Source organism: Mycolicibacterium sp. MU0050 (genome assembly GCF_963378085.1).
Lineage (GTDB): Bacteria > Actinomycetota > Actinomycetes > Mycobacteriales > Mycobacteriaceae > Mycobacterium > Mycobacterium wendilense.
On sequence record NZ_OY726395.1, the window covers coordinates 428,222 to 441,548 of the forward strand.

Annotated in this window: 14 protein-coding genes; 6 read left to right on the forward strand and 8 right to left on the reverse strand. The window is 68.5% G+C overall.

Features of this window, described 5'->3' with window-relative positions:
- Window positions 1-21 precede the first annotated feature (21 nt).
- The 4 genes from R2K23_RS02130 to fadA6 all read left to right on the forward strand — a co-directional run bounded on the left by R2K23_RS02130 (window position 22) and on the right by fadA6 (window position 3,727).
- The gene (locus R2K23_RS02130; protein ID WP_316513926.1) at window positions 22-1,203 is read left to right on the forward strand and encodes a zinc-dependent alcohol dehydrogenase; all 1,182 of its coding nucleotides are present in this window, start codon (window positions 22-24) and stop codon (window positions 1,201-1,203) included.
- A gap of 214 nt (window positions 1,204-1,417) precedes the next feature.
- Window positions 1,418-1,804: a hypothetical protein gene (locus R2K23_RS02135; protein WP_316513927.1), complete on the forward strand. Its 387-nt coding sequence runs from the start codon at window positions 1,418-1,420 to the stop codon at window positions 1,802-1,804.
- A gap of 115 nt (window positions 1,805-1,919) precedes the next feature.
- Window positions 1,920-2,558 carry a TetR family transcriptional regulator KstR2 gene (gene kstR2, locus R2K23_RS02140; protein ID WP_316513928.1) on the forward strand — a complete coding sequence of 213 codons (639 nt, stop codon included), beginning with the start codon at window positions 1,920-1,922 and terminating at the stop codon, window positions 2,556-2,558.
- A gap of 2 nt (window positions 2,559-2,560) precedes the next feature.
- Window positions 2,561-3,727, forward strand: coding sequence for a steroid 3-ketoacyl-CoA thiolase FadA6 (fadA6, locus tag R2K23_RS02145; protein ID WP_316513929.1), 1,167 nt, complete (start codon window positions 2,561-2,563; stop codon window positions 3,725-3,727).
- A 145-nt stretch (window positions 3,728-3,872) separates the two neighbouring features.
- On the opposite strand, the gene R2K23_RS02150 is transcribed toward fadA6, so the two are convergent.
- The 7 genes from R2K23_RS02150 to echA20 all read right to left on the reverse strand — a co-directional run bounded on the left by R2K23_RS02150 (window position 3,873) and on the right by echA20 (window position 9,953).
- On the reverse strand, window positions 3,873-4,985 hold the full coding sequence (locus R2K23_RS02150) for an NDMA-dependent alcohol dehydrogenase (protein ID WP_316513930.1): 1,113 nt from the start codon (window positions 4,983-4,985) through the stop codon (window positions 3,873-3,875).
- Window positions 4,986-5,063: 78 nt separating this feature from the next.
- The gene (locus R2K23_RS02155) at window positions 5,064-5,792 is read right to left on the reverse strand and encodes a hypothetical protein (RefSeq protein WP_316513931.1); all 729 of its coding nucleotides are present in this window, start codon (window positions 5,790-5,792) and stop codon (window positions 5,064-5,066) included.
- On the reverse strand, window positions 5,789-6,439 hold the full coding sequence (locus R2K23_RS02160) for a SatD family protein (RefSeq protein ID WP_316513932.1): 651 nt from the start codon (window positions 6,437-6,439) through the stop codon (window positions 5,789-5,791). The genes R2K23_RS02155 and R2K23_RS02160 overlap by 4 nt, the downstream gene beginning before the upstream one ends.
- A gap of 43 nt (window positions 6,440-6,482) precedes the next feature.
- A complete protein-coding gene (gene ipdC, locus R2K23_RS02165; protein ID WP_316513933.1) occupies window positions 6,483-7,556 on the reverse strand; it encodes a (3aS,4S,5R,7aS)-5-hydroxy-7a-methyl-1-oxo-octahydro-1H-indene-4-carboxyl-CoA dehydrogenase in 1,074 nt (357 codons plus the stop codon).
- Between the two features lie 2 nt (window positions 7,557-7,558).
- Entirely contained in the window at window positions 7,559-8,308 is a 750-nt protein-coding gene (ipdB, locus tag R2K23_RS02170) for a cholesterol ring-cleaving hydrolase subunit IpdB (protein ID WP_316513934.1), read from the reverse strand.
- Window positions 8,305-9,195, reverse strand: a complete 891-nt coding sequence (gene ipdA / locus R2K23_RS02175; RefSeq protein WP_316513935.1) for a cholesterol ring-cleaving hydrolase subunit IpdA — start codon at window positions 9,193-9,195, stop codon at window positions 8,305-8,307. Before ipdA ends, ipdB begins: the two co-directional genes overlap by 4 nt.
- Entirely contained in the window at window positions 9,192-9,953 is a 762-nt protein-coding gene (gene echA20, locus R2K23_RS02180) for a (7aS)-7a-methyl-1,5-dioxo-2,3,5,6,7,7a-hexahydro-1H-indene-carboxyl-CoA hydrolase (protein ID WP_316513936.1), read from the reverse strand. Before echA20 ends, ipdA begins: the two co-directional genes overlap by 4 nt.
- A gap of 14 nt (window positions 9,954-9,967) precedes the next feature.
- On the opposite strand from echA20, the gene R2K23_RS02185 reads away from it, so the two are divergent.
- Complete coding sequence (locus R2K23_RS02185; RefSeq protein ID WP_396892887.1) at window positions 9,968-10,786, forward strand: SDR family oxidoreductase; 819 nt, start codon at window positions 9,968-9,970, stop codon at window positions 10,784-10,786.
- A gap of 16 nt (window positions 10,787-10,802) precedes the next feature.
- Window positions 10,803-11,708 (forward strand): SDR family oxidoreductase, encoded by a 906-nt coding sequence (locus R2K23_RS02190; RefSeq protein ID WP_316513938.1) that lies wholly within the window; start codon window positions 10,803-10,805, stop codon window positions 11,706-11,708.
- A gap of 76 nt (window positions 11,709-11,784) precedes the next feature.
- Here R2K23_RS02190 and R2K23_RS02195 read toward each other — a convergent pair whose 3' ends face one another.
- Window positions 11,785-13,236 carry a histidine phosphatase family protein gene (locus tag R2K23_RS02195; protein WP_316513939.1) on the reverse strand — a complete coding sequence of 484 codons (1,452 nt, stop codon included), beginning with the start codon at window positions 13,234-13,236 and terminating at the stop codon, window positions 11,785-11,787.
- Between the last annotated feature and the right edge of the window lie 91 nt (window positions 13,237-13,327).

A 13,327-nucleotide genomic window follows, 5' to 3' on the forward strand; every position in this document is an offset into this window, starting at 1 on the left:
TGTCTACCGGAAGGAACTGCGATGCGAGCCGTGACCTGGCAGGGGAAACGTGACGTGCGGGTCGACACCGTGCCCGACCCCAAGATCGAGGAACCCACCGACGCGATCATCGAGGTCACCTCGACCAACCTGTGCGGTTCCGACCTGCACCTGTATGAGGTGCTCGGCGCGTTCATGAATCCGGGCGACGTGCTCGGCCACGAACCGATGGGCATCGTGCGCGAGGTCGGCAGCGCGGTCACGGGCCTGACGCCGGGCGACCGGGTGGTGATCCCGTTCCAGATCTCCTGCGGGCACTGCGCCATGTGTGATCTCGACCTGTACACGCAGTGCGAGACGACTCAGGTCCGCGAGCACGGGATGGGCGCGGCGCTGTTCGGCTACTCGGAGCTCTACGGCAGCGTGCCGGGCGGGCAGGCCGAGTACCTGCGGGTGCCGCAGGCGCAGTTCACCCACATCAAGGTGCCGGAGGGGCCGCCGGATTCACGCTTCGTCTACCTGTCGGACGTGCTGCCCACCGCCTGGCAGTCGGTGGCCTACGCCGAGATTCCTGACGGCGGCTCGGTCACGGTGCTGGGGCTGGGCCCCATCGGGGACATGGCGGCGCGCATCGCCCATCACCTGGGCTACCGCGTGATCGGGGTGGACCTGGTCCCCGAGCGGCTGGGCCGGCTGGCGGCCCGCGGCATCGAGACCCTCGACCTGACCGCGCTCGATGGATCGGTGGGCGACGCGGTGCGGGAGCTGACCGGCGGCCGCGGCACCGACGCGGTGATCGACGCGGTGGGAATGGAGTCCCACGGCTCGCCGGTGGCCCACGTCGCCCAGCAACTCACCGGTTTGCTGCCCGACGCGCTGGCCCGGCCGATGCTGCAGAAGGCCGGCGTCGACCGCCTCGACGCGCTCTATTCGGCCATCGACATCGTGCGCCGCGGCGGCACCATCTCGCTGATCGGCGTCTACGGCGGGATGGCCGATCCGCTGCCGATGCTGACGCTGTTCGACAAGCAGGTGACGCTGCGGATGGGGCAGGCGAACGTGAAGCGTTGGGTGGACGACATCATGCCGCTGCTCACCGACGAGGACCCCTTGGGGGTGGACACCTTCGCCACCCATGTGCTGCCGCTGGAGCAGGCGCCGCACGCATACAAGATCTTTCAGAAGAAACAGGAGGGCGCGGTCAAGGTGGTGTTCGAGCCCTGACCCTCGACTGCCGATTATGCGCGAGGCGGTGTCGTCGGGTGCTCTGAACGCCCGCGGACCGGTGGCGGCCGGGTCCGGCGCCACTTCGGAGGCGCGGCCCAACTCGGGTAGGTTTGAGGTCGATCAGGCGCAACTGCCCTGGTCGGTGGGGCTCGGGCGAGCTTGCGCCGGCCTCGGGCGCGAGCGTCAGCAACAGTTCTGAGAGGACCGATCGGTGACGAAGTTGACCCTGTGGATCGGCGGCCTGCTGGTCGCCACCGGCGTTATTGCCTACATCGTGACCGCCGCGGCCAGCGTCACGGCTCTCATTCCCGCGTTCGTCGGGATCCTGCTGGTGGTGGCCGGTTTGCTCGCGCGCAAGCCCAATCTGCATCGACATGCGATCCATGCCGCGCTGGCGATTGCGCTGCTCGCCGCGCTGGGCTCGTTGTCTCGCGTGGTCAAGCTGGGCGAGGTGTTCGACGGCACCTCCGAGGTTCCGGCGGCGATCATCGTCAGCACCATCATGTTCGTGCTGCTGTTGGTGTACGTGGTGGCGGGCGTGCGGTCGTTCATCGCGGCGCGCCGCGCCCGGGAGGACAGCGCCGGCACCGCCGCCTGATCTCGACGACGTCGACGAAGCCCGTCGCGGTGACTGCCGCGGCGGGCTTCGCCGTTTCCCGGTGAATACCCGACCCCAGCCACCTAGCAAGCGCTTGGTTGCTAGGATGGTGGGCATGGCGTCCGATCCGCCCAGTCCGCCCGCCAGTCGGCGCGATGAATTGCTCGCGCTGGCCGCGACCATGATGGCCGAGCGTGGGCTCAAGGCCACCACGGTCCGCGACATCGCAGACGCCGCAGGCATTCTCTCGGGCAGCTTGTATCACCACTTCGCGTCCAAGGAAGAGATGGTCGACGAGGTGCTGCGCGGCTTCCTGGATTGGTTGTTCGGCCGGTACCGGGAAATCATCGACACCCAACCGAACCCGCTGGAACGGCTCAAGGGGTTGTTCCTGGCGTCGTTCGAGGCGATCGAGCATCGCCACGCGCAGGTGGTCATCTACCAGGACGAGGCCAAGCGGTTGTCCGCGCAGCCGCGGTTCTCCTATGTCGACGAACGCAACCGCGAACAGCGCAAGATGTGGCTCGACGTGCTCAACCAGGGCGTCAGGGAGGGCTACTTCCGGCCCGATCTCGATGTGGACCTGGTGTATCGCTTCATCCGCGACACCACCTGGGTGTCGGTGCGCTGGTACCAGCCGGGCGGCGAACTGACCGCGGCGCAAGTGGGCGCGCAGTACCTGGCCATCGTCCTCGGTGGCATCACCACACCCGCCAAAAGCTTTGCAAACACTGCAAATTCAAAGGAGAACTGAGCATGGCCGTCACCCAAGCCTATGTCGTCGACGCGGTGCGGACCGCCGTCGGTAAGCGCGGCGGAGCCCTGTCCGGGGTGCACCCGGTGGACCTGGGCGCGCTGGCGTGGCGTGGTCTGCTCGACCGGGTCGACGTCGACCCCGCCGCCGTGGACGACGTGATCGCCGGTTGCGTCGACGCCATCGGTGCCCAGGCCGGCAACATCGCGCGGCTGTCCTGGCTGGCGGCGGGCTACCCCGAAGAGGTCCCCGGCGTCACCGTCGACCGGCAGTGCGGTTCCAGCCAGCAGGCCATTTCCTTTGGCGCGCAAGCCATCATGTCCGGCACGGCCGACCTGATCGTGGCCGGCGGCATGCAGAACATGAGCCAGATCCCGATCAGCTCGGCGATGACCGTCGGCGAGCAGTTCGGCTTCACCTCGCCCACCAACGAATCCAAGTCCTGGTTGCACCGCTACGGCGACCAGGAGATCTCGCAGTTCCGCGGGTCCGAACTGATCGCCGAGAAGTGGGACCTGTCGCGCGAGGACATGGAGAAGTTCTCGTTGGCCAGCCACGAGAAGGCGTTCGAAGCCATCCGGGGCGGCAACTTCGACAACGAGATCCTCACGGTGGACACCGAAAGCGGACCGTTCCGGGTCGACGAGGGCCCGCGCGAATCGTCGCTGGAGAAGATGGCCGGCCTGAAGACCCTCGTCGAGGGCGGCCGGCTGACCGCGGCGATGGCCAGCCAGATCTCCGACGGCGCCAGCGCGGTGCTGCTGGCCTCCGAGCAAGCCGTCAAGGACCACGGGCTCACGCCGCGCGCGCGGATCCACCACATCAGCACCCGCGGGGCCGACCCGGTGTTCATGCTCACCGGCCCCATCCCGGCGACGCGCTACGCGCTGGAGAAGACGGGCCTGTCGATCGACGACATCGACACCGTCGAGATCAACGAGGCATTCGCGCCGGTGGTGATGGCCTGGCTTAAGGAGCTCAAGGCCGATCCCGCGAAGGTGAACCCCAACGGCGGCGCGATCGCGCTGGGCCACCCGCTGGGCGCGACCGGCGCCAAGCTGTTCGCCACCATGCTGAACACCCTGGAGCGCACCGGCGGTCGCTACGGGTTGCAGACCATGTGCGAGGGCGGCGGCACCGCCAACGTCACGATCATCGAACGCCTCTGACCCACCGCCGCGCTTTCGGCCCGCACCCTTTTCGGCCCAAACGTGAGTTTGGGCCGAAAAGTGCGAGTACCTTCGGGTAATTCGTCAATCTCGGCGGCGGCTGAGATCGCGGCGGCGGGCTGTGGCGGCCTGGTGGGCCCCGGGCTCAGTGGTCGTGCAGGATGACGCCGCGGATGTTGCGGCCCGCCCGCATGTCCTCGTAGCCCTCGTTGACCTCGGCCAGCTTGTATTCGTGGGTGACGGTCTCGTCGAGCAGCAGCTTGCCCTCGCGGTAGAGCGAGAGCAGCCGCGGGATGTCCGCGCGCGGGTTGGCCTCGCCGTAGAGGCTGCCCAGCAGTCGCTTCTGGAACAGCGTGAACATCATCATGCCCAGGGTCGGCGAGGTGTCGGCCATCGTCGAGAGCGCGGTCATCACCACCGCGCCACCCTTGCGGATGATGTTGGCGGCCTCCTCGACCTGGGGACCTTCGAGCAGACCCACGGTGAGGATCGCCGAGTCGGCCATCACCCCCCGGGTGAGGTCGGCGACCAGCGCGGTGGCCTCCTCCATCGACGTGGCGAAGTGCGTGGCGCCGAACATCATGGCCTTCGCCCGCTTCTGCTCGTTGGGTTCGACCACGATGATCTTCTCGGCGCCGGCCAGGCGGGCGCCCTGCACCGCGCCGCTGCCGATGCCACCGAACCCGATGATGACGACGGTGTCACCGGGGGAGACGTCGGCGGTGTTGACCGCCGAACCCCAGCCGGTGGTGACCCCGCAGCCCAGCAGACACGCTCGCGACAGCGGCACGTCGTCGTCGATCTTGACGATGGAGGCCTCGGGCACGGAGCCGTACTGGGAGAACGTTCCGACGAACGCCATCGCGCCGACATTCTGTCCGCGGGCCCGGCGCCGGTAGGTGCCGTCCACCTGAGTTCCGGCCATGATCAGCGCACCGAGGTCGCACAGGTTCTGGTGCCCCGTCGAACAGAATCGACAACGCCCGCAGGCCGGCAGGAATGAGGCGACCACATGGTCGCCCGGGGCGAGGCCCACGACGCCGGGCCCGACCTCGCGCACAATGCCGGCGCCCTCGTGCCCGCCGATCAGCGGCAGCGGCGCGGGCAGATCCCCGGTGCGGATGTGTTCATCGGAGTGGCACAGGCCGGTCGCCTCCCAGGAAACCAGCACCTCACCGTCCTTGGGCGGATCGAGGTCGATTTCCTCGACGGTCCAGTCGCCGCCGTACTCCCAGAGAATTGCCGCATTCGTCTTCATGATGCCTCCCGAGAGCCGACGTGCCGTATGAGCCTGAGTGTAGGAATCCCGGAGGGCCGTTTGGGGGTTTCGACCGGATCAGTTCAGCGCCAGCATCAACCCCGCCATCGCGATGAGCCAACTGGCGAAGCTACCCACCAGGAAGTACTCCGTCACCTCGTCGATTCCCGAGCCGCCATTGTCCTTGCGCTGCGCATTGAGTTCGGGAAATCGGATGATGCCCTTGGCCGCGACCACCGCCGAGGCCGCGCCGATCTGGCCGCCCAGGCCCAGGCCGACGATGAGCAACCGCTCCATGGGACCCAACAACCGGCCACCCTTGAGCCGGTCCGAGGGCTGCGGTTGGCCGGCGGGCCGGACGGCCCCCACGGCGCCGAGTATCAACCGCACCAACTGATTTGCCGTGACCAGCTGCAGCAGCACGACGGCGAAGATCATCAACGCCCGCTCCGGTTCGAGATCGCCGAGCCCGACCCAACGAAGCCAGCCCGCCAGCAGCCCCTCGACCGGGGACATCCAGCCGGCCAACACCAACAGCACCGCGACGGTGGCCCCGAAGACCGTCAGTGCCCGCCCCTCGCCGGTACCGGTCCGCTCGGCGGCGGAGCTGAGCCGCACCCATGCCACCGCGGCCACCGCGGCGAACGTCAGCAGCACGACGTCGCCGAACCGCCAGAGCCCGGCCAGCAGCGCGCAGCCGAGCACCACCACCGGTCCCGCCACCAGTGCCGGCCAGCGGCGGTCGGTGAGCTTGCGGCAGATGTCGGCCAGCCCGATTGCGGACAGGAAGACCGCGAGCGCGCTCATCGGAGCTGCCGCAGTTCCTCGGCGGCCGCCAGGAGCAGATCCAATCCCGCCCGCCCGGCGCGCTGGGACACCGCCGAGGGGCTGATCCGTTCCGCCATGGCCAACTCCTTCTTCGACCGCCCCGCGCGCAGGCCCGCCAGAAGCCGCAGGGATCGTTCGTCCAGCGATCCAAGCAGATGGTCCCGACACATCAGGGCGGCGTTGACCGCGTGGGGATCGGCGCCGGCGTCGGTGCCGTTGCGGAAGGCCGTTCGCAGCTGCGTGAACCCGGTTTGTTCCTGCTGGGTGGACACCCACTCGATGGCCTCGCGGGCCGCCCACCAGCCGGGCCCGTCCTGGATGCCCGTCGCCGGGTCGAGTTGGGTGACGGCGCCCCAGCCGAGCCCGAACCGGACGTCGATACCGGGATTGAGCAGCAGACGTAACGTGAATGCCGCGTCGATCGCGGCGCCGACGGTGCCGAAGGTGCCCTGGAACTCGTCGCCGACGGTGATCGCCGGCGCGTCGGCCGCGCCGGCGGCGACCTCCTGTAGTGCCGCGGTCAGGCGGCCGTGCAGTTCGCGACGGTCCGGGTAAAGCCGCGATCCGACGACGTCACCGATCAGGGTGGCGACGACCGGTGAAGCCCCGCGCTTCGCAACCGACATATGAAGATCATAGCTTCATAATCGGAAAATGAAGCTAATTACTTCACTCAGCGATCAGGGCGGATGCCGCGCGAAGGTGATCGACCGCCTGGTTCACGATCGAGTCGATCAGTTCGGCGCAGGACGGAAGGTCCTCGAGGATTCCGGCGACCTGCCCGGACGCCAGCACCCCGGCGTCGGTGTTGCCGTCGACCAGGCCGGCCTTGAGCAGCATCGGCGTGTTCGCGGCCATCACCACCTGGGACCAGGTCAGGTCCTTACCGCGCCGCATGGCCATGCCGTCGGTGACCATGGATCGCCAGTTCATCCCGGTCATCTTCTTGAACTTCTGCGCGTTGCGGACCGCGGCACTGAATCCGCGCACCCGCGACCCGCTTTCGAGTTTCTCCACCAGGCCGGTCCGCAGCACGCGGTGCGGCATCCCGTCGACCCGGGTCGAGACCACGGTGCCGTCCAGGCCGGCCTGCAGGTAGCGCTGCTTGACCTCGTCGGGCACGGTCGAATCGGAGGTGAGCAGGAACCGGGTTCCCATCGCGACGCCGGCGGCGCCGTAGGACAGCGCCGCGGCCAACCCGCGGCCGTCGAAGAAGCCGCCCGCGGCCACCACCGGCATCCCGGTGTCGGCCACGGCATCGAGCACCGAGGGCAGCAGCAGTGTGGTGGCCACCGGTCCGGTGTGCCCGCCGCCCTCGCCGCCCTGCACGATCACCGCGTCGGCACCCCAGCCGGCCACCTTCTTGGCGTGCTTGGCCGCCCCCACCGAGGGGATCACCACGACGCCGGCCTCTTTGAGTTTGGCGATCAGGTCGGGCTTGGGTGCCAGCGCGAACGAGGCGACCTTGACGCCCTCGCGGATGAGCAACTCCACCCGCTCGTTCGCGTCCCCGGCGTCGGCGCGGATGTTGATGCCGAATGGCTTGTCGGTGGCCGCCTTCACCTTGGCCACCGCGGTCTCGAGTTCGGCGAGCGTCATCGTCGCCGACGCCAGGATGCCCAGACCGCCGGCATTCGAGGTGGCGGCTACCAGGCGGGCGCCGGCCACCCATCCCATGCCGGTCTGCACGACGGGATGTTCGATGCCGACCAGTTCGGTCAGCGGGGTCTTCAGCGCACCCATGCTCAGGCCTTGACTTCCTTGTCCCGCAGTGACTTCGGGTCGATCACCTCGCGGAGCAACTCGAGTTCCTCGGGTTCGGGCAGCCGGGTGACCGTCGCCGCGTCGAGGCCGTGGACCTCGAACGAGGTGTTCTCGGCGACCTGCTCGGCGGTCACGCCGGGATGCAGCGACAGCGCGCGCATCGTGCGGTCGGGGCCGCCGAAGTCGAACACGCCGAGGTTGCTGACCACCCGGTAGATGTTGGCGAACCGGTAGGCGGGATTGTCGGAATCGACCTTGTCCCAGCCGATTCCCGACACGATGTCGACCGCGTCGCAGAAGACGCGGCGGGAGTGGTTGCCCACCCAGTAACTCGTGGCGTGGTTGATGGTGTTGCCCGGGGCTCCGCGCACGCCGAACATCTGCCGGGTGGGGTGCTGGATGGGCCCGAAGGCCGACAGGTTCTGGTTGCCGAACCGGTCGATCTGGTTGGCGCCCATCACCACATGTCGACGCCCCCAGGCCAGGGTCTCGAAGACCCGGCCGAAGGGCATCCAGCCTTCGATCTCGGCCGGCGCGCCGATCGCGGGGGTGTCGGCGATCAGCCGGGCCTCTCCGTCGGTCAGCAGGATGTCCGGCGCGAACGTCAGCCGGGCCAGCCGGGCGCCGATCGACACGATCGTGGTCATGGGGCTCACCATGATCTCGCCGGCATCGCGGAACAGGTCGGCACAGGCCGCGGCGCAGACGTCGGCGCGACTCGGGGCGATCATGCTTGTCCCTCCTTGGTGGCGGTGGCGAACTCGCGGACCGCGGCTTGATAGTCGGCCTCGCTGCCCGACAGGTAGGTGGCGACGAACTGCTGCCACGTTTCGTCGGAACCGGCAGCCTCGGCGTAGTGGCGCTGGAACTTCTCGTCGCGCCGGTAATCCGGTTCGGCGGTGGTGAAGTGGGCGCCGCCGGGGGCCTCCACGACGCTGTCCACCATCATCCGGTTCACCAGGAGAGCTTGGGGCGGAACCGCTTTCACCAATTCTTCGGTCGGCACCACCTTCTCCACCGACAGGAAGCGGCGCTGCGCCGCCATCAGGAACAGGTCGTCGAAGTACGGGTCGATCCCGGTGTAGGCCGCGTTGCCGCGGCTGTCGCCCAGATTGAGGTGGACGAAGGCGGCGTCGAGGTTCAGTGCCGGCATGGCGACCAGTTCCTCGTGGGCGTCACCGGTGGGGTAGGGCGAGCGCACGGTCTTCAGTTCGTCGCCCCAGAACCGCAGCACGTCGCTGCCCAGCCCCGCGCGGATCGGCAGGAACGGCAATCGTTGCGCGGCGGCCTGCAGCCCGCACCGCAGCATGCCCTCGTCCATCTCGCGCGCCTCGATCGCGCCGGAGGTGCGGGCCTTGGCGAACCAGGGGTCGTAGAACGGCGGGGAGTCCAGTGACACGAAGCCGTAGTAGACGCGCTTGACCTTGCCGGCCGAGCACAGCAGACCCAGATCCGGCCCGCCGTAGGTGACGATCGTCAGGTCGGTGACGTCGGTGCGCAGCAGGGCACGGACGAACGCCATGGGCTTACGCCGGGAGCCCCAGCCGCCGAGGCCGATCGTCATGCCGCTCTCGATCGAGGCGACGGCGTCGTCCAGAGTTGTTCTCTTGTCTGTCATTTCGAAGAAGATCCCTTGTCGGTGCCGGCGAATGCGTCCCGGTGCTCGTCGGACACACCGGACAGGTTGAGCTCGAAGGTGAAACCCTGCTCCATCCGGTACCGGGCGTTGACGGGCTGCACGTCGATGAAGTTCAGCGCCTCCTTGGCCGCCCGGATGACCCGGGTGTCCTTGCTGGCGATGTCGCGGGCCACCCGCAACGCCGACTCGTCGAGTTCGGCGCGCGGCACCACCTCGTGTACCGAGCCGAAGTGATGCAGGGTGTCGGCGTCCACGGTGGCCGCGGTGAAGAACAGTCGGCGCATCAGGTGCTGCGGCACCAACCGGGACAGGTGGGTGGCCGCACCGAGGGCGCCGCGTTCCACCTCCGGCAGGCCGAATTTGGCGTCGTCGGAGGCGACGATGACGTCGGCGTTGCCGACCAGTCCGATGCCGCCGCCCACGCAGAAGCCGTTGACCGCGGCGACCACCGGGACTTCACATTCGTAGACGGCCTTGAACGCGGCGTAGCAGCCGCGGTTGGCGTCGATGAGCGCGGTGAAGCCCTCGGTGTTCTGCATTTCCTTGATGTCCACACCGGCGTTGAAGCCGCGTCCTTCGGCGCGCAGGATCACCACGTGGGTGCTCCGGTCGCGACCGGCCGCGGTGATCGCGTCGGCGAGTTCGAACCAACCGGCCGACGGGATGGCGTTGACCGGGGGGTAGTTGACGGTGACCGAGACAATGCCCGGTTCGACTGTCTGGGTGGTGATCGTCATCGAGTCACTTCCTGATGGGGTCGCTACCTAAGCAAGCACTTGCTTGGTACGCTAGCACAGTGACTGACGTGGCTGGGATCAATCTGCAATTGGACGGTCGGGTGGTGCTGGTCACCGGCGGCGTCCGCGGGGTCGGGGCCGGCATCAGCGCGGTCTTCGCTGGTCAAGGTGCCACCGTGGTGACCTGCGCGCGTCGCCCGGTCGAGGGTTCGCCGTATGAGTTCCACTCCTGCGACGTCCGCGACGACGAGGCGGTGGCCGCGCTGATCGCCGCCATCGTGGAGCGCCACGGCCGCCTCGACGTGGTGGTCAACAACGCGGGCGGTTCGCCCTACGTGCCCGCGGCCGACGCCTCGGCCAAGTTCAGCACCAAGATCGTCGAACTGAATCTGCTGGGGCCGCTGTCGGTCTCGCAACACGCCAACGCCGTCATGCAGAACCAGGACGGCGGCGGTTCGATCGTCAACATCGCCAGCGTCAGCGGGCGACGTCCCACGCCGGGTACGGCGGCCTACGGCGCGGCCAAGGCCGGCATGGAAAGCATCACCAGCACGCTGGCGGTCGAATGGGCCCCGAAGGTGCGGGTGAACTCCGTGGTGGTCGGCATGGTGGAGACCGAGCAGTCCGACCTCTTCTACGGCGACGCCGACTCCATCGCGGCGATCTCGGCCAACGTGCCGCTTCGCCGCCTCGCCAAACCCGAGGATGTCGGTTGGGCCGCAGCGTTTTTGGCCTCGGATGCGGCCACCTATATCAGCGGTGCGTCGCTGGAGGTCCACGGCGGCGGCGAACCGCCGCACTACCTGTCGACCACCACCGCAGACATCAAATAGAAGGAGACACACAGTCATGGGAGTTCTCGACGGCCGCGTCGTCATCGTCACCGGAGCCGGCGGCGGCCTGGGCCGCGCCCACGCGCTGGCCGCAGCCGCAGAAGGCGCCAGGGTGGTGGTCAACGACATCGGCGTGGGCCTCGACGGTTCGCCGGCCGGCGGCGGCAGCGCCGCCCAGTCGGTGGTCGACGAGATCCTCGCCGCCGGTGGGGAAGCCGTCGCCAACGGCGCCAATGTGGCCGACTGGGACCAGTCGCAGGCGATGATCCAGGCCGCGATCGACACCTTCGGCGGACTCGACGTGCTGGTCAACAACGCCGGCATCGTGCGTGACCGGATGTTCGCCAACACCACCGAGGAAGAATTCGACGCGGTGGTCGCGGTGCACCTCAAGGGGCACTTCGCCGCCATGCGGCACGCCGCGGCGTACTGGCGGGCGAAGTCCAAGGCCGGGGAGAGCGTGGATGCGCGGATCATCAACACCAGCTCCGGCGCCGGACTGCAGGGCAGCGTGGGGCAGGCCAACTACAGCGCGGCCAAGGCCGGCATCGCCGCGCTGACCCTGGTGGCCGCCGCCGAGATGGGCCGCTACGGGGTCACCGTCAACGCCATCGCGCCCTCGGCGCGGACCCGGATGACCGAGACCGTCTTCGCTGAGATGATGGCGACCCAGGGCGACGACTTCGACGCCATGGCACCGGAAAACGTTTCGCCCCTGGTGGTTTGGCTCGGCAGCGTCCAGTCCCGCGACGTCACCGGCCAGGTCTTCGAACTCGAGGGCGGCAAGATCCGGGTGGCCGAGGGATGGGCGCACGGCCCGCAGGTGGACAAGGGCGCACGCTGGGATCCCGCCGAACTGGGACCGGTGGTGTCGGACCTGTTGGCCAAGGCACGGCCCGCGGTTCCGGTCTACGGCGCCTGATCCGGCGCGGCATCGCACAACGGCAATCGGCCCCCTCGAAGGTGAGGGGGCCGATTGCGCTTCGCGGTCTACACCGTTACGCGGCGTCCTTGTCAGACGAGCTGTCGGACGAATCAGTCTTCGAGCTGGTCTTGTCCTTGCCGGACACCGCCTTGCGCACCGACTCCCGCGTGCTGTCGGCCGCCTTGCGGACATGGTCGGCGGCCTCGCCCACGGCGCTGCGCACCCGGTCCCGCATCTCACCACGGGCCTCGGCCAGCTCGGATCGGGTGGATCGGCCGAGATCGCGTACCGCCGTGCGACTCTCGGAGTACGTCGCGCCCTGCCCGGCCCGGTCGGTGCCGGCGGCCGCGAGTTGCCTGACCAGCTCGCGGCTGGACGCCACCGGGGCGTCGTCGGCGGTCGGGTCGGCTTCCAGCTCGGTCGCCGCGGGCTCCGCACCGCTGGAGGCGGTCGACTGCGGTTGCTCGGCCCGCTGTTGTTCGACCTGAGCGGCCCTGGGCCGCACCAGATCCCGGATCGCGTCGACGGTGTCGGTGACCGAGTCGGTGACGAACTTGACGGTGGCGTCGCCGACATCGCGGACGCCCCGCACGGCGGTCTGCCCGACGGCCTCGACGTCGGCATCGAACACCGGTTGGCGCAAATTGTGCAGCGCGGTCTGCGGCGCCACCACCAGATCGCGGACGTTCACCAGCATCTTCACCGGGTACGTGGCCGCAGCCACCTCCTGGCCGGCCCAACTCTTCAACGTGTAGCTGCCGTCGTCGTTCTTCTCGACCACCACGACGTTGGTGTTGTCGAGCGGATGCTGCAGCATGAGCAGAAGGTTCGGGTTGTCGACGGTCATCATGGTCCAGAACATCATCGTGGCCCCGTGTGAGAAGGCCACCACGTTGATCTCGCCGTCGCCGTCGGCGTCCCCGTCGGCCTCCATCTGCGCGATGGCCTCCGCCATCCGCGCGGCGAACTCGTTGCCGTCCTCCGAACCCGGGATGCGCACAAACCGCGCACCCAAGGCCCATGCGATGGGGGCCAGCCCGTATCCGAGGCGGCCCAACCCGTCTTCCTGCGAGGAGCCCTCGAAAATCCCGGCACCGATCTCCTGGATGCCGGCCACCGAACGCGGTCGGGCCGGGTCGTAGGTGCCGATCACCACCAGCTCGTCACCGCTGCGATTCAGCGATTCCAGCAGCGGTTGCGCGGTCTGCTGAGTGCGGATCATCGTCGAGGCGTAGAAACGGTCGAATGCCTTGGCGTCGATTCCGGAGCCGGCGAGCTTGGCGGGCAACGCGTCGGCCTCGTCCCAGCCCTTCTCCGTCAACTCCGGTCCGGGCACCGAGGTGTCGATGTAGCCGGAGGCATTGCCCGCCGACTCCGCGTGCCGGATGAAGGTGATGGTCATCGCCCCGGCGGGTATCGCCGCGAGCACGACGAGGACCAGCACGGACAGCGTCGCGAGGAGCAATCGGACGGCGGTGGGTGGTCGCCGTGACGCCGCCTGAGACCCGACCGAATTTTCGTACATCGACCCTCCGTCCCCTGAACCCCGAATGGGCCGGCTCACGCCGACAGCCGGAGGTGAGCGTGCACACATTAACAAATGTGTGCACTGGCCG